Raw genomic sequence first — 20,423 nt, 5'->3', positions numbered from 1 at the left:
AAGCCCGGCTCGCGACGCGCCATCGAGTGGGCAGTCGCGCGTGCCGCGAGCACGGGCGCGCGCCTGGAGTTGCTTTCCGTGGTCGGGGGCGCCGTGGGTGCCGTCGGTGAGCAGGAGGTCGTGCAGCGCGCCGTCGACTACGAGGAGGCGTTTCTTCGGAACGAGGCAGCGGCACTGTCTTCTCGTGGCATCGACGTCACGGTTCGGGTGACACACGGGAACCCGACGAAGGAGCTCGTCGAGGCGTCAGCGGATGCCGCGCTTTTGGTGATCGGCAGTGATCACACCGGGGGCGCCGACAAGCATCGCGGGCCGCACGGCACACGGATCGTCGCCGGGGCTCACTGCCCCGTTGTCGTTGTGCCCGACATTGACACGACCGGGCGCACGGGGGTGGTCGTCGGGGTGGACGGTTCGGAGGTTTCGACCGCGGCGCTCGCTTTCGCTGCCGCCGAGGCATCGCGGTTCGCCGAGCCGCTCACTGTGGTGTCGACGTGGATGCCGGTCGTCTATACCGGCGACATCGCGCCCTACCCCGACATGTACCTGACGGATCTGCAGGGTACGACGGAGGCTTTCGCGCAGTCGATGGCCGATGAGGTGCGAAAGGATCACCCGCACCTCGAGATCGTCGTACACGTGGACGAGGGGGATCCCGCCACCGTGATCGCTGAGGTCGCGGCATCCGCTCGCCTTGCGGTTGTCGGAACCCACGGGCGCACCGGGTTCGCCCGGTTCCTGTTGGGGTCGGTCAGCACCCAGGTGCTTGACCACCTGACGACGGTTACCGCTGCGGTCCGCTGACCCGCGAGCCGCCGGGTCTCGTTAACGGCAAAGCCCCCGGCTCGATCTGGGGGGCTGTCGAGCCGGGGGCTGCACGCGGGACGCGTACCTTCGCTGCGGATGAGTGACCCGAAACACTCAGCGCGCGGTCTTGCCATGATGAGAATGGCATGGTTCGCGACTTCATGCCGGGGGATTGTCAACGGCACACTCCGGATGCCATAATCCGCAGCCCGGTCGGGCCGGTTCAGCGGCCAAGCAACCTGCCGACCACGCTCGGAAGCTCACCGGGGGTGGTGACCACCTGGTCGTGCGGCAGTTCCGGCGCACCGGGGCCGGTCACGATGGCGCCCGGGGCGTAGGCGATCGTCGGGACGCCGGGATAGTTGCGGCGCACCGTGGGGATGAAGTCGGCGGCAGTCATCGCGTCGCCCTCGCGGCCGCAGTCGGTCACGACCAGGAGGTACTTCTCTGCTGCGAGGTATGCCAGGGCTGCTTCGCAGTGCCGAGCCACCGTGACCGTGAGGCCCATCCGGTGCAGGGCAACGACATCGGGAACGTGGCTGTCGGGGTCGTCGTCGACCCACAGCACCCGACCAAGTCGGAACACCGACGTCGACGATGTTCGCGGTGGCGTGGCATAGGCCTGCTTGTATCCCGCTCCCGGTGCTGCTGCATCGACCGGTGCCGAGGCAGCGGGTGCCGGAGCAGGCGGAGGGGCGGGAGTGTAAGCGGGTGCTGCTGGCGCGGGGGCCGGTGTTGCCGCGACCGGCTCATCGACGGTCGGATAGGCGGGCGCCTGGTGATCCGCGGGCAGCGGCGGCACGGGTGGTTGTGCGGGCTGCTCGGGGGCGTAGGCGGCTGGGGCAGGACCGAACGCGGCGCTTGCCACGTTCACGGGTTGCCCTGACGGGTTTGGTGCGTAGACGTATTCGGTGGTTCCCTCGGCGAACTGGGGTGCCTGGGGTTGCTGCTGGTACGTCGCTTGCGGGATGGCGTACGGGTGAGTCATCGGCGTTCCGGTCACGGGTCGCTGTCCGGCTACCGTTCGGACCGTCGCTGTCGTGACGGCGGGACTGCTCATGTCGGGGTAGCGCGGCATGCGCTGGACGGGTTCTCGGCGATCTGAGGTCGCCTCGGCCTTGTTGCTCTCCCACATCGCCCAGCCCACGACGAGTCCCAGCACGGCGACGACGCCGAAGCCGATCATGAGGGTGATGAGTGAATTGCTGTCCATGTGCGAACCTGGTGCTGAGTCAGGGTGAGCCGTGTTGCGTGCTCTCGGGTTGAGCACTATTGTCTGCGATCCACGTGGCGCGGCAAGACAAACTGTGCGAACTCTCATCTCGGGCAGGAAAGATCCCCGGCTTTTGCGTCGTTTCCGGACGATTTCGAGCGCGAAAGCTACGTCGGACGCCGTAGATCCAGCCGCCTACCTGGTGCGATTGTTACGACCGCGAGCCCAGAAGACGGCAGTGGCAGCGGTCATGATCGCGAGTATCACCACCGTGGTGATGCTCGCCTCCAGACCGAACAGGCCGCCCGAGATGAGGGGATCGGCATCCGTCGTCTCGCCGACTGTCAGGAGCGAGTTTTCGGCCGGGATGCCCGACACCGGGATGCCGAAGAGGCTGTTCTGCGCCCAGTTCCAGGTGGCGTGGAACGCGATGACTCCCCACAGGCCCCCTTCGCTGAGCGCCCAGAACCCGAGGAGCAGGGAAACGAGGACGAGGGAGAGGGCCGAGAAGATGTTCATCCCTGTGTTGAGGGAGTGAGCGAGCGTGAAGAAGATGGTCTGGGCGATCATCGCGCCGAGGATGCCGAAGCGCGGCATCCAGGACTGGAGGAGGTATCCGCGGGCGATGAGTTCTTCGGCGCCCCCCTGGATCGTGAAGGCGACGAGAGCGAAGATCACCCATCCGAGCGCCGTCCAGGCGGCGTAGCTCCCGTCGGGAGTCTGGAAGAACTGCATGTTGCCGGTGAGGACCGCGACCCCGACCGCGAGGGACATGGCGCCGACGGCGATCGCCGCCCCGCGGGCGATCTGACGGGGGGCGGCGGACCGGGAACGGAAGCCGATACTCGCGAATGCGCGCCGTTCCTTGAATCGCAGCCACACCCACAGCAGGATCCACACCGGGAGAAAGGCGAGAGAACTCGCGATCGTGAGGCTGAGAGCCGTGATCCCCGGAATGAAGGCGAGCAGGATGCTGGTGGCCATCACCGACGCGAAGAGGACGATCGCGACGATCGAGCCCACGAGCGGGCCGGTGGGGCGCTGTGCTTCGCGCATCGCGCCGGCGAAACTGTCACGGTGGGTGTCGGTCACGGAAGGCCTCCCGGGTCGGTGGTCCCGACCGACCCTAGCGAATGGGCGCCGGATGCCCCAGGTCTTGTGGCGCGGGCCGGTGTGGGCTAGGGCGACCAAAGTGCCGCATCAGCGGGCGGCGCGGCCGAGGAGGGCCGCCTTGGCGGACTTCATGACGATCGCCACGTCACCGACAAGGCTCCAGTTCTCGACATAGGAGAGGTCGAGGCGCACCGCGTCTTCCCACGCGAGGTTGTCGCGGCCGCTGATCGGCTGGAGTCCGGTGATGCCCGGCTTCACGAGGAAGCGGCGCAGCGAGGCGTCGGTGTAGGTCTCGACCTCGCTCGGTAGGGGCGGGCGGGGTCCGACGAGCGACATGGATCCGCCGATGACGTTGAACAGCTGCGGCAGGTCGTCGAGGGTATGGCGATGCATCCACCTGCCGAGCGCCGTCGTGGTCAAGGTGCCGTCGACGCCCTCGCCGGTGGTTCGGAAGGCGAGCATCCGGAAGGGGCGGCCGTGGTAGCCGATGCGGGTCTCGCGGACACATACCGTGCCGGGTGACGAGAGCTTCAGGGCGAGCGCGAGGATGCCGAGCACGGGGCTGATCACGATCACGGCGACGAGCGACCCGATGAGGTCGGCCATGCGCTTGCCGAAGCGTTGGCCGGGCGAGAAACGCGGTGTCTCGACGTGGACGAGCGGCAGGCCCGAAACCGGACGGGTGTGGATGCGGGGGCCGGCTACGTCGGCGATGCCGGGCGCAAGAAGGAGATGTTGGCGGCCGGTCTCAAGGCTCCAGGAGATCTGCTTGACCTTGTCGGGTGTGAGCGCATCGCTGCTCGTGACGAGCACAGTGTCGGCGCCGGTGTCGGTGAGGACCCGGGTGAGGTCGTCGAAGGTGCCGAGAACAGGGATGTCGGCATCCGTTGTCGCGATGGCCGCCGCGGGGTCGTCGGGTGGGAGGCCGGCTCCGACGACGAGGTAGCCGGTGTCGCGGCGACGCTGCAGGTCGGAGCCCACTTGGTCGACGGAGGTCGACGAACCGACGAGAATCACACCCCAGGCGCACTTCCCGGCGCGGCGTTTGGCGAGGAGCCACTGTCGCCACAGCCACCTCATGAGTACGAGCAGCAGGATGCCGGCGGGCAGGCTGATGAGCAGGTAGCCGCGGGCGATGTCGATGCGGAAGAGGAACGCGACGATCGCGATGACGCCGAATAGGACCAGGGAGGAGTCGATGACGCGGACGTATTCGGTCATGCCGACCCCGACGACCCCGGGTGTTCTGGTGTCGGCGAGGCTCAGCGCGAGCAGCCACAGTGCGATGAGGATCGCGGAGGCCAGCCAGTACGACACGGCAGTGAAGCGCAGGTCTCGCAGGAGGGAGAGCTGGGCGTTGCCGGTGCCGAACCACACGATCTGGGTACCGTAAACGACCCACACCAGAACGACGGCGTCGCTGATCAACAGTCGTGTGCGGTAACTCTCATGCCACGGTCGTGGCTCGCCCGTGGAGCGCACCCCTCCAGCCTTGCACACGCCGGTTGTTCACTGGCGCGACACCGGGCGTTTGCTGCGGTTCCGGGAGTCAGCCCGAGTAGCCGCCGTAGCGGGCGATCGTGCTGAGGAACTGGAAGGTCGCGAGGGTGATCTGAGTCGAGATCACGACACCGACGATGATCCCGACCACCTGGGTTGCGATGAGGCCCCAGAGCGGTCCCCACCCGGCGCCGGTGCGGCGGATGGCGACGACGATGCGGCCGATCGGATAGACGATCGAGAGGAACATCCACGGCCACGGGAAGGGGCGGTCGATACCGCGGCTACGGAGTTCTCGCTGGTCGAGGTACGCGAACCAGACGCTGAAGCCGTAGATCGCCCAGCCGACGAGCATGATCGCCCACCACCAGGGCGAGAAGAAGATGTCGAAGGGCTGCATGAACATCCGCATATCGGGCATGTTGTCGGGCTGCGCGTAGGAATTGAACGCCATCCAGCCCGGCATGGCGAACATGGAGCGCCAGGGCACGAGAAGCGCCAGCAGGGATGAGGCCAGCGGCAGCAGCACGATGAGCCAGATCCAGACGGTGTTGGTGTCGACGCCCGGACTCTTGCGTGGCTCGGCGACCGCGGCCACCGCGGGGGCCGCCGGCGCTGATGGCGCGGGGTTGGGTGCGGAGGTGTGCGCTGTCCAGGTGGCGCCGTCCCAGAAACGGAGGATGCCGGGGGTCTGGGGGTCGGGGTACCAACCGGCTTGCGGCTGTTGCGGCGTCGACATGAGTGTGCTCCCGTTCGCGAGTTCCGTCCCCACTCTAGGTCGGCGACGGATGCGGCGTCAGGGGGCTATCCCCCGGGTTCGCGCCTCGGTCTGCGGTCAGTGCAGGTCGAGGTCACCCCACGCGCCGGGTGCGGGGAGTTCGGCGTAACCGACCGCGACGCCGTCTGGTCCTACGGATGCCGCGCAGACCAGGAGCGAGAGCGTCGGGTAGCCCAGGGGCCGGTTGTCGCGGATGATGGCACGCTCGTCGACGGGGCCGAGGGCGGTGCTGCGCTCGAGGATCTCTAGCCAGGGTCGGTACCACTCGTCACCCGACTCCGGTGCGGCGAGGCGGAAGTGCTCGAGCCAATGCGAGATGCGGGCGGTGGCCGGGTCGTCGACGTCGTCGTGGGCGATCATGTGGATGCCGGGTTCGATCTCGGTCTCGCGGCGGTGGGCGCCGTCCCACGAGATGACGCGGGCGGAGGTGGCGTCGACCTCGAGCAGGTTGAAACCGCGCATCGCGGGGTGCTTGCCGGGGGAGGTGCCGAGGACCGCGTCGAGGGGGAGGGTGCCGCGCGAGACGACCGCGGAGTCGGGGAGGTCATCGCCGCCGGCACGGTTGAGCAGGACCGCGAGGCGGTGGGTGTCGGCATCCGCTGCGAGCCAGGCGCCACCGGCGCGGATGTCTTGCACGCCGAGGATCGACGGATGCTGCGGCCACCAGTGTCCGTGGGGGTTCCTGGGGGGGGTGGGGTCTTCGTCACGGATCGCGAGGAGGCGCACGGGCGTGCCTGGGTCGGTGGGGACGTCGATGATGACAGTGCACATGGGGGTTCCCTGCGTCAGTCGTGGAAGACTGGGCGCGTGTTCGTTGTCGTCGGTGTCACGGGCGGAATCGCCGCATACAAGACGGTACATCTGGTCAGGCGCCTGATCGGCGAGGGCCATGAGGTGCACGTCGTGCCGACCGAGGATGCCCTGCGGTTCGTCGGGAAGCCCACGTGGGAGGCGATCAGCCGGAATCCTGTGACGACATCGGTGCATGAGGATGTCGCGACGGTGCGGCACGTGTCGCTCGGGCAACGGGCGGATCTCGTGATCGTCGCGCCGGCCACCGCGAACACCCTCGCCAAGATGGCCGCTGGGCTCGCCGATGATCTGCTCGGGACGACGCTGCTCGCGACGACGGCGCCCGTGGTGGTTGCGCCGGCTATGCACACGGAGATGTGGCGGCATCTGGCGACGCAAGAGAACATGCGGGTGTTGCGCTCTCGCGGAGTGCATGTCGTCGGGCCGGCCGATGGTCCGTTGACCGGTGGCGATTCGGGGCCGGGACGGATGAGCGAGCCTGACGAGATCGCGGATGCTGCGCTCGCGGTGGTCACTGCCGCTGAGCCTGGGCGCGCTCAGGACCTTGCCGGACTGCGGGTTGTCGTGTCGGCGGGTGGGACGCGGGAGCCGCTGGATCCGGTGCGGTTCCTCGGGAATCGGTCGAGTGGACGGCAAGGGGTTGCGCTCGCGGTCGCGGCCGCTGACCGGGGCGCCGAGGTGACGCTCGTCGCGGCGCACATCGACGGCGAGGTGCTCGGTGGGCTGAGCGATCGCGTGAGGGTCGTGTCGGTGGGGACGGCGCTGGAGATGCGGGATGCCGTGACGGACGCGGCATCCGTTGCTGATGTCGTCGTGATGGCTGCGGCGGTTGCCGACTATCGCCCGGCCGCGGTGGCGGAGTCGAAGCTCACGAAGGAGACCCAGGGGGATCGCCTGACCCTGGAGCTCGTTGAGAATCCCGACATCGTGGCGGGTCTTGCAGCCGGGCGGATGCCGGGGCAGACGATCGTGGCGTTCGCTGCCGAGACCTCGTCAGGGGATGAGTTGCTGGAGCGGGCGCGGCGCAAGCGCGAGCGCAAGGATGTCGATCTGCTGGTCGTGAACGAGGTCGGGTGGACCCGCGGGTTCGAGAGCGCGGACAACGAAGTCGTCGTGATCGATCGGTCGGGTGAGGTTGCGGCACAGGCTTCGGGGTCGAAGCGTGAGGTCGCTGATGCCGTGTGGGATGCGGTGGTGACGGCGCGTCGATAGGGTGAGGGCATCGCGGGGGAGGACGGCTGATGGATCGTACAGCTGCGTGGCAGGCGCTCCATTCGGTCGATACCGATGCCGAGACTCTCGCTCTCATTGCGGGTGAGTATCCCGAGTTCGCGGCGCAGATCGCTTCTCATCCGCAGTGCTATCCGGAACTCGCGGCGTGGGCTCGATCGGTTGCTGCGGCGGGTGGTGCGGCGGATGCTGGGGTGGAGGCGTACGCGACTTCCGCGCCGTCGCCCACCGAGGCTGCCGGGAGCTCGGGGCTTCGCCCCGGCGTGTGGATCGGGATCGTCGCGGCCGCGGTCGTCGTTGTCGTCGCCGTCGGTGGCGTATGGGCGCTCGTAGCGTCGGGTGTTCTGGGCGGTGGTGCGGCGTCGTTCTCAAATACGGGGACGGCGGCGGACGCGGAACGACCCGAGCTCGATGGGCCCGAGGTCTTCGTCGGCGACGAGTTGGAGTGGTTCCTCCCCGACGACAGCCAGTTGCGCGCGTTGTTCCCTGAGGCCGGTTCCGTCGCTCGCAGCGCGGAGCTCGGTGGTATCGGCGAAGGTGAGGGTGTACACACGGGGCCGGAGGAATGCTCCATGTGGTTCTGGGGCGATGACTGGGCGGTCGTGGGTCTGCGCACAGCTTCCTGGGATACCGGTGCCGTCGCGGTGCGTGGGTTTCCGACGGGCGATGAAGCCGAGCACTACTTCGGGGCGTATAGCGACACGGTCGACGTATGCGCGGATTTCGCCATTCTCGGGTCCGATGACGAGGAGTACGGGCGTATCCGCATCGAACCGCTCGATGTGCCCGCGGGTACAGACTCCCTGATCGCCGTTCGCCGAACCGTCGACAGTGATGCGCCCACGCAACGAGGCGACGACACCCTCCAGCTGTTGAGCATGGAGGGCAACACCGTGACCACGGTGGGTGTGGAGTGGGACGACCGGTTCTCGGCGGGCTCGGGTCTGTCGGAGATCATTGCCACCGTCGTTACGCAGCGCAATGACGCGTTCGCGTCCTTGGCAGATCAGCTGGCGTTGCTCTGATCAGCCGAAGATCTCGTCGTGGACGACTGATGAGAGGGTGCGAGAAGCATCCTCGACGCTGATATCGGTGAGTTCGAGGCGCGCCATTGAGTTCGCCATTGTGTCGTCCATCGAGCCGTCGGTGGAGATCGATGAGCCTTGAGCTGTAAATGTGATCAGGTGGCCGGATCGGTCGGCGACCAGGTACTGCGTCGAGCCCGCGACTGCGTACGACCGGTACATCCCGCCGGGGAAGACGGCTCCGAGGTCTCCGCTGAGGTTTCCCAGACGGATGCCGCGGGCGTTGGGCAGGAATGCGCCCGAAATGCTCTCTCCGAAGCTCGACGGGGCCCGTGACACGAAGATCGACCACAGCGTGCCGTCGTGGAAGACGGCTGACAGTCCGATCTGTGGGATTTCCCACTCGCCGTCTCGGATCTGCGTGAGATCGGGCGCGGCGGCGGCTGCTTCCGACTCGGTCATGCCGAGGGTGAGGGGGCCGATGCCGTCGAAGTCGACCTGCCACAGGCCGGCGTCGACGACAGAGGATGACCCGATGATGCATCGGCATACGACGATGGTTCGAACCGTGTCGGTCGTCGGGTCGTAGGTGACGCGGTAGCCGACGGCGCTGCCGCGCTGAGCTCGATAGATGGCCGTGCCGGGCACGTCATCGTCGCTTGCGACGGGTGCGCCATAGGTCGCTTCGAGGGATGCGCGGGAGCTTCCGGGGCCGAAACGTTCCGCGGTGACTGTTGTCTCATCGGTGGGGGTGATCGCGTAGACACGGTCATCGTGCAACTCGACAGTTCCCCAGCCGCAGTCGATCACGATGATTCGTACGCCGTCACGCACGGTGGATTCGACGATTCGGACGTCGTCGACGTTGCTGCGGACTTCTGAGAAGGTCATGCCGAGCTGGACGCCGTGGAATCCGCGCGCGCTCAGCACTGTCGTGTCGTTGAGGGTTGCCGCTTTGAGGCGTGCGAAGAGTTCGTCGGGGTTGGATGCTGTGACCGCGGTGCCGCCGCCGACACCGCCGATGCACGTCATCTGCTGTTGCGCCTCTTCGTCTTGGTCGACGCCGAACGCTACGACATTGATGCTTACGAGCGGGTTCTCGCGGTGCAGGTCGGCTGCGACCTCGCACGACGTCGGCGGCGCGCAGGTGTCGACGCCGTCGGAGATCAGCACGATGTTTCCGGGTTGGCCGGGCGGGAGCATCGACATCGCGATGCCCAGGGCCGGCCCGATCGGGGTGAATCCGGATTGGATGACACCGTTGACGGATGCTCGGAGCGAGTCGAGGTTCATCGGCTGAAGGGAAGAGAGGGTCTTGACGTCTTGGCATCCCGATGCGCGCTCGGCATCCGAGTTCCCGGTGCCCGTTCCGAAGACGAGGAGGCCGACCTCTGCGCTCTGGGGGAGCGCTTCGAGGGTCGCGATGGTGGCTTGCTTGGCGACATCCATTCGCGTGACTCCGGGCGAGGTCTCTCGGATCATCGATCCGGAAGCGTCGAGGATGATCACGGTCGGTGGGATGTCGTCGCCGGTCGCTGCGTGTGCCGGTGGCCCGGCGAGCGCGGCTGCTATGAGCAGAGCGGCGCCCGTGACCACGGCGAGCTTGGTTGCGCGCCCGGTGTGGCCGATCTTTGCGTACGTTCGAGCCATCGAGATACCCCCTCGGGTAGGTTACGGCCTCCGGCGCGCTGAGGGCGACGGTTGCGATGAGCGCGGCGCCCATAGCGGTAGCGGGTCGCGGCGGAGCTGTTGCTCACTTCGGCGCGCGTTACGGGAGGATGTCGACGGCGGTGTGGTCGTCGAAGCGCAGAACCTCGAAGTGTCGCCGATCCAGGGTGGCGATCTGGCGGGTGCGGTAAGCGCTCGCGAGCACGATGTTGGAGGCATCCGTGAGGCCGATCGGCTGGTCGGCGTAGCGGTGCACGATGTCGGTCGCGGCCCGGATGCGCGCACTGGTCATCTCGGCCAGTTCCCAGGCGCCCGATGCGAGTTCTTCGAGTACCGCGACTTCGGCATCCGTCCCGTGTCGAGTGAGGACCAGGTAGTCGAGTTCGGCGATCACGTAGGGCGAGACAATGAGTGGGCCGTCTGCGCTGTCGATGACGCGAGCCACATCGGCGTGCCTCGGCTCGTTAGCGTCGAAGTAGGCCAGGAGCGCGCTGGTATCGACGATCACTCGCCGAACCCTGCCAGGAGTTCGTCGGCTCGTTCGGCGATCGGTTCGCTGCCCGAAAAGAGAGCGCCGCGCGGCTTGCGGCTCGTTCGGGCGAGACCGTCCCGAAGGGCTGAGCGGATGACGTCGGCCTCCGAGCTGCCCTGCCGTGATGCCTCGAGCTCGATGGCGCGCTTCAGGTCGTCCGGAAGGTACAGCGTGGTCTTGACCATGCCACATATGGTACTACCGGTGGCACTATTGCTCGCTGGTGAGATAGCGCGCGAGGGCGGACTGTGTGTCTGTGCCGTCGGCGTCGGCGAGGGCATGGACGCCGGCAGCGACGGCGACGGCCGTGGCTTCGAGGACGAGCTTGCCGCGGTAGCGGCCGATGAGCTGTGACAGTGCGTCGAAGGCTCGGCCGTGGGCCGCGCGGCGAAGGATGTCTTCGGCTGCCGCGTCGGCGTGGGTGCTGAGGTGCGGCATCCGTGTGCGCAGGTAGTGCCTGCCGGCGTGCTTCGACCAGGTGTCGAGGGCGCCGAGGCCGGCGCCGATGACGTGGGAGACGGCGGGCATGGTGCTGCCGGGCTCGGGGTCGGGTGGTACCGACTCGATGAGAGCTCGGGCCAGGTCGAGGTTGTCGGTGTTCAGTGCATCTGCGGTCAGGCGTAGGACGGTAATCGCGCGGGAGCGGTCGTCGCCGACGGGCGTGAAGCGTTCGAGGTTGCGGCGTTCGGTGGCGCGGGCGAGCGCGGCGTTGAGTGTGTCGAGATCGGGGGCGATGCCGTTTTCGAGGTCGATGCCGTCCTCGGCGAGCAGCGGGGCGAGCTCTGCCATGAGTTCAGCGGCCATTCCGGGCTTATGGATGACGCCGAGTTCTGCCATCCGGGCGCGCAGGGCGGGGTCGGCGAAGGGGTTGCCCTCGGCATCCGTGTCGACGTCGTCGAGGTCGGTGCTGTTGTCGACGTCGCCGAACAGCTCGGCGCCTTCGGCGAGGGCGGTGAGCAGTCCGGTGGCGAAGACTCCGCGCAGGGTATCTGGGACGATGAAGCGCGTCGCGGGGTGGTTGCGGATCGGTTCGGCGAGGCCGAGTTCGGCGAGCATCTGCCACTCGCGTTCGACGCGGGGGACGAACAGCTCGTCGATCTCGGTGCGGGGTGCGGGCGCTTCGACGGCGTCGGGCATGAGAGCCGCGAGCGCGTGTGTGACGCGAACGCGGAAGAGTGATGCGTCCCAGGCTGAGGGATTCGGAGGGAGGTCGCCGAGCACGGTGTCGGCGACGACGAGGGCGGCCAGCTCGGATGCGACATCCAGCGGTGGGGTCGCCCGGGCGCGCCATTCCTGTGACGCGCGACCGGGCCGGACTCGGGATGCCGTGAGTTCGAGCACGTCAGTGTCGAGGAGTGCCCGCCACCAGGCGGCGAGCGGTTCGAGGTGCCACATTGATTGGACGTACGTGACGCCGTCGGCGATGACGGTTTGGCCGCGTAGGTCGCCGCTTGTTGGGAGGGTGCGCACTCCTACGGCACGGAGTCTGAGGGCGGCTGCGGCGGGTTCGATGTCGGACAGGCGCAGGGCGCCCGTGTCGGTGATGGGGCGGGAGGCGCCGACCCAGTCGAGGAGTGTCGTCACTGCGGCGATGACCTTCGTGCGGGCGAGGGCGTCGGTGGTGGTTGCGGGGTCGCGAGTTTCGGCATCCGCGATGATGGCCTCGAGCATGGCGGTGATTCCGGAGTCTCCGCTGAGCACGTCTTCGAGTTCGTCGTGGGCCTGGGTCCAGCGCGGGTCGCGGGAGGTCTCGAGACGGAAGTGCACGTAGTCGTGGAAGAGGTCGACCATGCCGGTGGCGCTCGGGCCGAGGTCGAGGAGCATGTCGGCGATGTCGGCGACGTCGCTGGGCTCGAGAATGTCGAGTCCGGATCTTTTGACGAGTGCGAAAAGGTGCCCACGTGCTCGGACTGCGGTCTGTGGGTCGCAGAGCGAGGCGTCGGATGCTGCGAGCCACCGTTCGAAGTCGCGGGCGATGCTGCGGTCGACGAAGGACAGGCCGCGATTCGCGGGGTTGCCGGATGGTGCCTTCTTGCGTTTGGACATGAGTCTCCAGGGTTACCGGCCGTGTGGCTGTGTGCGGGCGGTTGCGGGTGGTTGCGGTGCTATTCGCCGGAGGGTTCGCCCCAGACTCGGCGGCTGAGTGCGGCGATGTCTTTGTCGAGGTGGTCGATGCGGGTGCCCATCGCGTCGAACCGGGCGTTCATTTCTGTGCGGAGTCCGCTGATCGATGCGTCCATTTCGCCGCGGAGTCCGTCGAAGCGGCCGTTCATCTCGCCGCGCAGCCCGTTCATCTCGCCGCGTAGTCCGTTGATGGAAGCGGTCATGGTGCGGGTGAGGAGGGTTGTCATGACGGTCATGCCGCCGAGCATGAGCGTGGCAAAGAGGCCGATGAGGACCCAGCTCTGGGGTTCGGTCACGACGGTCACCTTTCCAGTGTGCGGCAGGTCACATCAGGATGCCAAGGTTCCCGCGCCGACGGGAGCTCGCGGGGTCTCCTAGGGCTGTTCGGCTGTTAGGAAGGCGCTGGGGAGGAGCGGTGCGACGGGTGACTGCCAGCACAGCGCGCGAGGGCGGGGCGCATCGCCTGGGCAGCCCCGGTTCCCGGGGCGGAGTGTCGGCGCGTGAGATACGTCAGAAGGGTGCGTCGGAGGCGTCGGCGGGTGGGTCCTCCGGGGGTGGTGGATCTTCCGAAACATAGGGATCGGGCGCGAAATGAACCCCGGGTGTGGGCGGGTAGTCGGTGTAGGTGATTCCGACCGGTGAGGTCCATTCGAGGATGCCGCCCTCGAGCTGTCTGACTTTCCAACCGGCGAATTGCTTCATCGAATGATGTCGCTGACAGAGGTGGGCGAGGTTGCAGACATCCGTTTTGCCGCCGAGGGCGTGGTCGATGGTGTGATCGACCTCGCAGCGGATGGCGGGGAGTCGGCATCCGGGGAATCGGCAGTGCCGGTCGCGGGCTCGTAGGTGTCGGTCGATGGCAGCGGAGCGCTGGTAACCGTTGGTGTGGAGGACGACGCCGGTGACGGGGTGGGTGACGAGGCGTTCCCACCAGGTGTCGCAGGCTTCTGCGATGGCGCGGGCGGTTTCGGCGTCGATGGGGGAGTAGCCGACGAGGTCGGCGGGTTCTGCGTGGCCGTTCTCGTCGCCCTCGGGCTTGAGGAGGCTGAGGGCTGGAACGACGACCTGGATCTTCGCGCGGATCGCGCCGAGTGTGCCGGGTCCGTCGCCGGTGACGGTGGGGTCGGCGAAGGGGGATCCGGTGAGGAGGATGTCGGCTGCGATGTCGGCGCGGATCTGAGCGCGGGTGCGGGTGTCGGTGGCGAGGATGTCGGCCGGGATTCGGGCGCCGTCGCCTGCCGGAGCGCCGGCTGCAGCCTTGGCCGCGTTGCGTACGTCGAGGATGACGTTAGTCATCTGGTTCATGCGGTCGTCGATGCCCGCGATCACGGGCGTCGGCGCGACCATGTACAGCGACGACATCCCGTCGGGCAGGGGGCTGACAGTGATGCGGCGGTCTTCGCGCGCGGAGGCGTGGCGCTCGACGAAGCTGCGCGGATGCATCCGTTGGGCGAGGATTTCGAGTTCGGCCTTCACTCGACCGACGGTGTCGCGACGGCACCGCTCGAGCGCCTCGGCTTCGAAAGCGGCGACGGCTTCGTCGGGGAGGTCGGCGGCGGCATCCTGAATCGCATAGACGTGCTGGCGGGTTATCTCACCCAGGCCGCGGGCTTCGAGGGTGCCGGGGTAGCGCTCGGCGAGCCGTGTCGCTTCGCCGATCTGGCGTTGCATCGACCGGTCTGATACGCGCGCCGGAACCCCGATCGTGGCGGCGATGCTGCGCAGCGCCATGTCGTGTTCGCGCACCCGGGACGGCTTGCCCGCGGCAAGCTCACGAGCCAACTCGCCCGCGCGAGCCAGAGCGCGCACGCGGGCCGCTTCGGCGGCGGCAAGCGCGGCATCCGCCTGCTGAACGGCAGCGAGGATCGAGGTCAGCTCGGCGGCTTGCGCCTCGCTGAACTCGATGACTCCGTTCGAATGCATGTACTAATCATGACACCGACCTCCGACATTGACTCTGGAACGGCAGCAAATGTGGATAACTTGCAATGCTTTGGATCTATGAGCATCCGCTGACGCCTCCTGGGAAGACCGTAGAACATAGATACGAATATGCGTCGACTAGTGAGCACATCCTCGATGACTCGGTGGGTCGTCAGGCCGACGCGGCTCAAGCTGCTGACCGCTACGCGCCCAGTGGTCGATCTGCTGGGCGGTGCTGCGGCCGTGCTTGGCAGTCCCTGTGGCGGATGCCTATTCTCCTGAGGGCTCGCCCCACACGCGTCGGCTCAGCGCGGCAACGTCGCGGTCGAGGTGGTCGATGCGGGTTCCCATCGCGTCGAATCGGGCGTTCATCTCGCCGCGAAGGCTCTCGATCTTCGTGTCGAGCCCGTCGATGCGCCCTTCCAACCCATCGATGCGGCCCGCGAGTCGGCCTTCGATCCCCGAGATGCTCGCGGTCACTGTGCGCATGATGAGGTTCGTAGACAGCGTCAGCCCGCCGAGCATGATGGTCGCGAAGATGCCGATGAGCACCCAGCTCTGCGGTTCGGTCACGACGGTCACCGTCCCAGTGTGCGGTATCGCGATTCAGGATGCCACCGGTCCGCCCTCGCGAGCTCGAATGGCGCCGTACGTGGCAGACGTCGCCGCGCGGGAGCCGCCTGGGGAGGAGAAGTGCGGCTCTACGCCGAGGTGAGCGCGCGCAGCCCTGATCGCCGGGCTGCCGCCGAAAACTCCCCGTCGTAGGTGAATATCTCGTCGACGCCCACGCGGAGAGCAGTCGCGAGGTGAATCGCGTCGTTTCAGCGCAATGGTGCATGCGTCCCGCCGAGACAAGGTCGCCGCGCGCAACGTCGATCAGCGTCACCGCGTCGCACGTCAGGGCGAAAGGAAGTCCTGCAGAGATTCGCGCCAGTCTCGTGGCGCGAATCCGGTGCCCTCGATCTTGGCGAGGTCGAGACTCACCATCCCCGAGCACGCGACTGCGCTGCTTCGTTCACCCAGACCTCGAGTCTCCACGACGGTATCCGGAACAGGGCACTAACCGTCCGCAGGGGGTAACCGGCTTCCAGCACGGCGGCGACGGCGAACTCCTGGAGTGAGGCGAACTCACGGTTCGCGAGAGGTCCAACTCGCAGGTCGGCGAAGCTTCGCGGGTGGTGGCGGTGCGGTCCGGGCGAAGCGGCTGTCGCTTGCTCGGCGGCGGACGGCGCCGCGGGGGGCGATCCGGCTCGGACAACATAGGGGTTCGTGGGAGGCGCCGGGTGCGAAACGACTGGAGGGGTCGGTCCCGGGCTCGGCTGAGGCAAAGGGGCAGGCTGCGGTGTGTGCTCGGATGCCGCTTGGTGCAGAGAGTCCGACGAGATCGCTGTAGGCGGCTCGGATTCGACGGGGCTTGCGGTGGGGACCGGCTCAGGCTCGACCGGCCTCACACCGGACACTGGCATCGCTCCACCCTGCTGATAGCTCTCGATCTGGGCGGCACCGAAGCGGATGACGGCGTCTTCGAAAAGTGCTCGCAACTCACGGTGTTTGCGGTTCCGTCGTGCGATGAGGGGTACGCCGATTGCGGGGATGACCAGGACGAGCGCCCACATCCATCCCATCGGATGCCGGTTGAGCCACTTCACGGCTTCGAGCTCGTATGTCCAGGCCGACTCATCGTTCCCCTCGGCCGATACGTCGGCCCGGGGCCCGGATGCGATAGCACCTGCCCCGACGCCCGCTAGCGCATTGCGGCTTGCGGACACGGTAGAGGCCCCGTCGATCGAGACCGCGTGGCCACTTCCTGACACCTGGACCGTGTTGTCGGTAAGGGTCACGGCGGCATCCGCCACCGAGACCGCCCCGTCAGTGCCGGTAAGCGTCATGCCGGTCACGACGGCATCCGTCACCGAGTCGGCAATGAAGAGGGCGACGCCGCCGGTGGAGGTCAATGTTCCGTCCGCGACGCGCACGTCGTCGGCCGGCCCGAGAAGCTCAAGTGGGGTGGAGTGCTCTTCGACGGAGAGCTGGACGTACTCCGCCGCATCAATGGCAACCGCACGTATGCCGTCCCGACACCGACGTCGCAGTGATGGTCAACCCGGCAGCGTGATCAAGCCCGTATCCCTCGGGGTTCGGGCCGTCAGCGAGGGCGCTTCCGTCGGCTTCGACACCGAAGCGCTGCGAGCCCGTGAGTGTGCATCCGGTCACGGTGAGGTTGCGGCTGCGCTTATCCATGGAGATTGCGCTGGCGCCGAGCGAGTGATCGTCGTGCTCGAAATCACCGTGTCGCTGCTGCCGTTTGTCACGGCGATGCCGTTCTCAACTGTGTTGATGATCTCGGCCCCGTCGACCGTGACGCCGGTGACCCCAGACAGGAAGAGTCCGGTGTGCAACCCGAAGTGAATGGTGCGGGAGAAGCTTCCGGCGGCGGTTCCGCTGTCGGTGGCGGTCACGGCGACGCCTCCGGTGCGCCCGCTCCAGAAGCCGAGACTGTCGAAGGCGACGTTCGCGGCCGTGATGGTGCCGTTGCGGGCTCGCACGTAGGCGCGGCCGTCAGCGGTGGTCGTGTCGGGTGCCGCGCCCTCAGCATCCCACCCGACCAGGGTCAGCGGCCGGTCGGCATCGCCGGTAAGTTGCAGCGCTCCGCCCCACGCCACGAGGCTGACGAACCCGTCGGAGTCGCTGGCCATACGCAGCGTCTCGCCCGGAAGGTCGAGGTTGAGGACGGCGCCTGCTCGGACGACGATGTGACGGGTGAGCTCGATGGTTCCATCGTCGAGCCCGGATGCCGCACCGGCTGACACGAGGTCGTCGACGGTGTAAGCGCTTGGTCTTGCGCCGAGAACCACCGTGTTGTATTCGGGGGCGGCGACGATGCCGCCGCTGGTGGAAACGGCGCTCATGGCTCGGAGGCGCTCGTCCTCGGCATCCACGAGGGCTGCCGGATCTGGCTCGTCCGACCCCACGGTCTCTGTGGTTGCCGAGCCGAGGGGTCGGGTCTCGGCATCCGTCGGCCCGAAGGTCCAGGGCATGCCATCGCCGGCGACGATGTTGCCGACGATCACGACAGCGACGACTAGCACACCGATCGCGATGATCATGATCGTGCGGGCGAGCCAGCGGACGGGCACCGACGTTTCACCGCGCTCTTCGGCGGTGAACGTGGGCCTGTCGCGGTCGGCCGTCATGCTGGCGCGTCAGCCGGTCTTGTGAGGCTTGCCTCGGACTGTCCCTCGCCGCCCTGCGTGTCTGCGGTTCGAGTGAGCCACCCTTGCTTGTTCATCGTGATCAGCGCATAGAGCTTGATCGGCAGCGCGACAAGGATGATGACGCCCGTGACCAGCGGCAGCAGCCAGATGTCTTCGGGGCGTCGCCAGAGGTGCGAGACCCAGATGATGGCGAGTCCCAGTGCGAGAAGCGGTCGTTCGCTGCGAAGAGACAGAAACACGTACGCAAGCGCAACGAACATCGTGAACGGGGTCAGAAGGATCTGCATGACGGTGAGCTGAGAAATGATCGGCGTGCGGAAGACCCAGCCATGTCGGATGGCGGTGAGGTAGCACCGGTACGAGTTGCGGCTCCATCGCACGCGCTGCTTGACGAATGCACGAAAGGTGCTCGGGAACATCGACAGGGCGCGGGCGCTGTCTTTGGTGCGCGACGCGGAACCCCTGTGAGATGACGAGCCACCTGAGCCGGCCATCGTCTCCGGCGATGCACTCTTTGCCCAAGAAGTACTCGTGCTCGAGGTCGTACACGCGGGGTTGAATGAGCGATCGGCGGCAGGCGGCGGTGCGTCCTGACGCCATGATCACCCCGCCGTAGCGACCCATCGCGGGCACGTAGTCGTAGTAACGCAGGTCGATGATCCAGTCGGCGACGCGGCGCCAGACGCTGGTCTTCGGAAGGTAGACATTCTGGCGGGTGCTGACGGCTCCGACGGCGGGGTCGATGAAGGGCATCTGGATGTGCTCATACATGTCGTCCTCCCACGCCGTGTCGGAGTCGATCAGGATGATCAGTTCGGTGTCGCACAGGCGAATGCCGTGTCCGAGCGCGGAGCGCTTTCCCCGGTGCTGGAACATCTGCACGTCGACGTTCGGATGCCCAAGAGCCTCGATTCGGCGCTGCGCTTCAGTGTCGGCGACATCAAGCACGATGATGATCCGGCTCGGGTTCTGACGCAGCCACGTGCCCAGGCAGCGAATGAGAACGTCGGGGTCTTCGTGGTACGACGGCACCACGATCGTTGCTGTCGTGCGGAAGTCGTTGACGGTGGGTCGCGTAATCGCGGAGAGGAATTTGCGGGTGCCCCAGAGGCCCCATGAGATGACCCCGAGGAGGCCGAACGGCAGCGCCCACGCCACGTACTGAATCAACGACTCCGGCAACGCTTAGCTCACCCCCGAGCGCATGGCGATTGTTCCCCCGCTCGCGACGGTAGTGACGCCGTGTGAGCGGGGGCTTTCGCGGACGTTACGGGGCGGTAACCTCTGCGGCTACTGGCAGGCGACGTTCGTGGGGACCGCCACGCCCGAGGGTGTGAGGTTGCCGCATCCGACGATGTTTCCCAGTTCTGGCGCGGCGCCGACCACTTCGATGCCGAGCCTGCCCGGCGCGGCGCTGATCGTATTGGCCGTGATGACGTTGGATGCCCCCCACCCGTCAAGGATCGAGTGGATGCGGATCCCGTCGCTGGAGGCGGCGTCGATCGTATTGGCATCGACGATCCAGGCATTGCCCTTGAGGTTCACCGCGGACTCGACCTCGTCACCCCCGGTGAACGTGAGCGAGCTGCCGCGAATCTCGCCGCTTGGAGTCGGGCGGGCACGCCGGGTTGACCGGAAGAGCCAGGGATGACGAACTCGCTTCGGGTTGCTCAGGGGCGTCGGCAACGCACGCCGTGAGCGCGCCCGTGGAGAGCGCGATGACCGTCACCGCGATGAGCGCCCGAATACCGTGCATGAACCGCCTTGCCTGTTGCCCGTTCGGGGCTCAGGTCGAGTATCCCAGGTTGCTGTCGGTGTGCGTCGCAGCTTAAGGGCGGCCCATGCCGTAGTAGGTCCAGCCGGCGGCGCGCCAGGCGGCGGCATCCAGGCAGTTGCGTCCGTCGACGATCACCCGGCCCTCGGTGAGGGTCGACACGTGTTCGGGTGCCATCTGGCGGCGGTACTCGTCCCATTCGGTGACGACGAGCACGGCATCCGCTCCCCGCAGGGCTTCGTCGCGGTCGTCGACGTAGTTCAGTTGCGGATGCTTCGCCTTGGCGTTTTCGATCGCTTCGGGGTCGGTGATCGTGACCCAGGCGCCCAGGCCGTGCAGGCGCACCGCGACATCGAGGGCAGGGGAGTCGCGGATGTCGTCACTGAAGGGTTTGAACGCGGCACCGAGCACGGTGATGTTCTTTTTGAACACCGATCCGCCCAGGGCGTCGGTGACCAGCTGCACGGCACGGTCGCGGCGACGCAGGTTGATCTCGTCCATCTGCCGCAGGAACGCTACCGATTCACCCCTGCCGAGCTCTTCGGCGCGGGCGGCGAAGGCGCGGATGTCTTTGGGGAGGCATCCGCCACCGAAGCCGATGCCGGCACCGAGGAACTTGCGGCCGATGCGGGCGTCGTGTCCGATCGCGTCGGCGAGCTGGGTGACATCAGCGCCGACGACCTCCGCGATCTCGGCCATCGCGTTGAT

20 protein-coding genes and 1 pseudogene are annotated in these 20,423 nt (G+C 67.2%); 3 read left to right on the top strand and 18 right to left on the bottom strand.

All coding sequences use genetic code 11. The features are described from left to right. The coding region (locus Q1V87_RS04950) for a universal stress protein (RefSeq protein WP_300591098.1) at positions 1 to 804 on the top strand (804 nt) is incomplete at its 5' end. Positions 805 to 1,030: 226 nt separating this feature from the next. On the opposite strand, the gene Q1V87_RS04945 is transcribed toward Q1V87_RS04950, so the two are convergent. The 5 genes from Q1V87_RS04945 to Q1V87_RS04925 all read right to left on the bottom strand — a co-directional run bounded on the left by Q1V87_RS04945 (position 1,031) and on the right by Q1V87_RS04925 (position 6,182). Further along, positions 1,031 to 2,020: a hypothetical protein gene (locus Q1V87_RS04945; protein WP_300591097.1), complete on the bottom strand. Its 990-nt coding sequence runs from the start codon at positions 2,018 to 2,020 to the stop codon at positions 1,031 to 1,033. Between the two features lie 195 nt (positions 2,021 to 2,215). Then, positions 2,216 to 3,112, bottom strand: a complete 897-nt coding sequence (locus Q1V87_RS04940; RefSeq protein WP_300591096.1) for a type II CAAX endopeptidase family protein — start codon at positions 3,110 to 3,112, stop codon at positions 2,216 to 2,218. A gap of 108 nt (positions 3,113 to 3,220) precedes the next feature. After that, a complete protein-coding gene (locus Q1V87_RS04935; protein ID WP_300591095.1) occupies positions 3,221 to 4,615 on the bottom strand; it encodes a sugar transferase in 1,395 nt (464 codons plus the stop codon). A 67-nt stretch (positions 4,616 to 4,682) separates the two neighbouring features. Beyond that, a complete protein-coding gene (locus Q1V87_RS04930; RefSeq protein ID WP_300591094.1) occupies positions 4,683 to 5,372 on the bottom strand; it encodes a DUF2510 domain-containing protein in 690 nt (229 codons plus the stop codon). A gap of 96 nt (positions 5,373 to 5,468) precedes the next feature. After that, positions 5,469 to 6,182 carry an NRDE family protein gene (locus Q1V87_RS04925; protein ID WP_300591093.1) on the bottom strand — a complete coding sequence of 238 codons (714 nt, stop codon included), beginning with the start codon at positions 6,180 to 6,182 and terminating at the stop codon, positions 5,469 to 5,471. A 36-nt stretch (positions 6,183 to 6,218) separates the two neighbouring features. On the opposite strand from Q1V87_RS04925, the gene coaBC reads away from it, so the two are divergent. Both coaBC and Q1V87_RS04915 read left to right on the top strand, forming a co-directional pair. Continuing rightward, a complete protein-coding gene (gene coaBC, locus Q1V87_RS04920; protein ID WP_300591092.1) occupies positions 6,219 to 7,436 on the top strand; it encodes a bifunctional phosphopantothenoylcysteine decarboxylase/phosphopantothenate--cysteine ligase CoaBC in 1,218 nt (405 codons plus the stop codon). Positions 7,437 to 7,465: 29 nt separating this feature from the next. After that, complete coding sequence (locus Q1V87_RS04915) at positions 7,466 to 8,479, top strand: hypothetical protein (protein WP_300591091.1); 1,014 nt, start codon at positions 7,466 to 7,468, stop codon at positions 8,477 to 8,479. On the opposite strand, the gene Q1V87_RS04910 is transcribed toward Q1V87_RS04915, so the two are convergent. The 13 genes and pseudogenes from Q1V87_RS04910 to Q1V87_RS04855 all read right to left on the bottom strand — a co-directional run. Next, on the bottom strand, positions 8,480 to 10,129 hold the full coding sequence (locus Q1V87_RS04910; protein ID WP_300591090.1) for a VWA domain-containing protein: 1,650 nt from the start codon (positions 10,127 to 10,129) through the stop codon (positions 8,480 to 8,482). A 118-nt stretch (positions 10,130 to 10,247) separates the two neighbouring features. Then, entirely contained in the window at positions 10,248 to 10,655 is a 408-nt protein-coding gene (locus Q1V87_RS04905) for a PIN domain-containing protein (protein ID WP_300591089.1), read from the bottom strand. Beyond that, entirely contained in the window at positions 10,652 to 10,864 is a 213-nt protein-coding gene (locus tag Q1V87_RS04900; RefSeq protein WP_300591088.1) for a CopG family transcriptional regulator, read from the bottom strand. Before Q1V87_RS04900 ends, Q1V87_RS04905 begins: the two co-directional genes overlap by 4 nt. 25 nt (positions 10,865 to 10,889) lie before the next feature. Then, on the bottom strand, positions 10,890 to 12,725 hold the full coding sequence (locus Q1V87_RS04895) for a hypothetical protein (protein ID WP_300591087.1): 1,836 nt from the start codon (positions 12,723 to 12,725) through the stop codon (positions 10,890 to 10,892). Positions 12,726 to 12,784: 59 nt separating this feature from the next. Then, positions 12,785 to 13,099 (bottom strand): hypothetical protein, encoded by a 315-nt coding sequence (locus tag Q1V87_RS04890; protein WP_300591086.1) that lies wholly within the window; start codon positions 13,097 to 13,099, stop codon positions 12,785 to 12,787. A gap of 214 nt (positions 13,100 to 13,313) precedes the next feature. After that, positions 13,314 to 14,726, bottom strand: a complete 1,413-nt coding sequence (locus Q1V87_RS04885; protein WP_300591085.1) for an HNH endonuclease signature motif containing protein — start codon at positions 14,724 to 14,726, stop codon at positions 13,314 to 13,316. Positions 14,727 to 14,996: 270 nt separating this feature from the next. After that, positions 14,997 to 15,308, bottom strand: coding sequence for a hypothetical protein (locus tag Q1V87_RS04880; protein ID WP_300591084.1), 312 nt, complete (start codon positions 15,306 to 15,308; stop codon positions 14,997 to 14,999). A gap of 398 nt (positions 15,309 to 15,706) precedes the next feature. Continuing rightward, positions 15,707 to 16,681 carry a hypothetical protein gene (locus tag Q1V87_RS04875; RefSeq protein WP_300591083.1) on the bottom strand — a complete coding sequence of 325 codons (975 nt, stop codon included), beginning with the start codon at positions 16,679 to 16,681 and terminating at the stop codon, positions 15,707 to 15,709. Positions 16,682 to 16,936: 255 nt separating this feature from the next. Continuing rightward, positions 16,937 to 17,920, bottom strand: a complete 984-nt coding sequence (locus tag Q1V87_RS04870) for a right-handed parallel beta-helix repeat-containing protein (RefSeq protein ID WP_300591082.1) — start codon at positions 17,918 to 17,920, stop codon at positions 16,937 to 16,939. Then, positions 17,917 to 18,321, bottom strand: a complete 405-nt coding sequence (locus Q1V87_RS04865) for a hypothetical protein (protein WP_300591081.1) — start codon at positions 18,319 to 18,321, stop codon at positions 17,917 to 17,919. Before Q1V87_RS04865 ends, Q1V87_RS04870 begins: the two co-directional genes overlap by 4 nt. 124 nt (positions 18,322 to 18,445) lie before the next feature. After that, positions 18,446 to 18,973 (bottom strand): annotated as a pseudogene (locus tag Q1V87_RS16270) (glycosyltransferase); the annotation flags it as partial. A gap of 258 nt (positions 18,974 to 19,231) precedes the next feature. Continuing rightward, positions 19,232 to 19,627, bottom strand: a complete 396-nt coding sequence (locus Q1V87_RS04860; RefSeq protein WP_300591080.1) for a hypothetical protein — start codon at positions 19,625 to 19,627, stop codon at positions 19,232 to 19,234. Between the two features lie 142 nt (positions 19,628 to 19,769). Then, a partial coding sequence (locus tag Q1V87_RS04855) for a UDP binding domain-containing protein (RefSeq protein WP_300591079.1) occupies positions 19,770 to 20,423 on the bottom strand: 654 nt, incomplete at its 5' end.

Origin of the sequence: Microbacterium sp. (genome assembly GCF_030149085.1) — a bacterium.
GTDB lineage: Bacteria > Actinomycetota > Actinomycetes > Actinomycetales > Microbacteriaceae > Microbacterium.
Note: the sequence above shows the minus strand (reverse complement) of the source record. Positions and strands in the feature narration are given on the sequence as shown.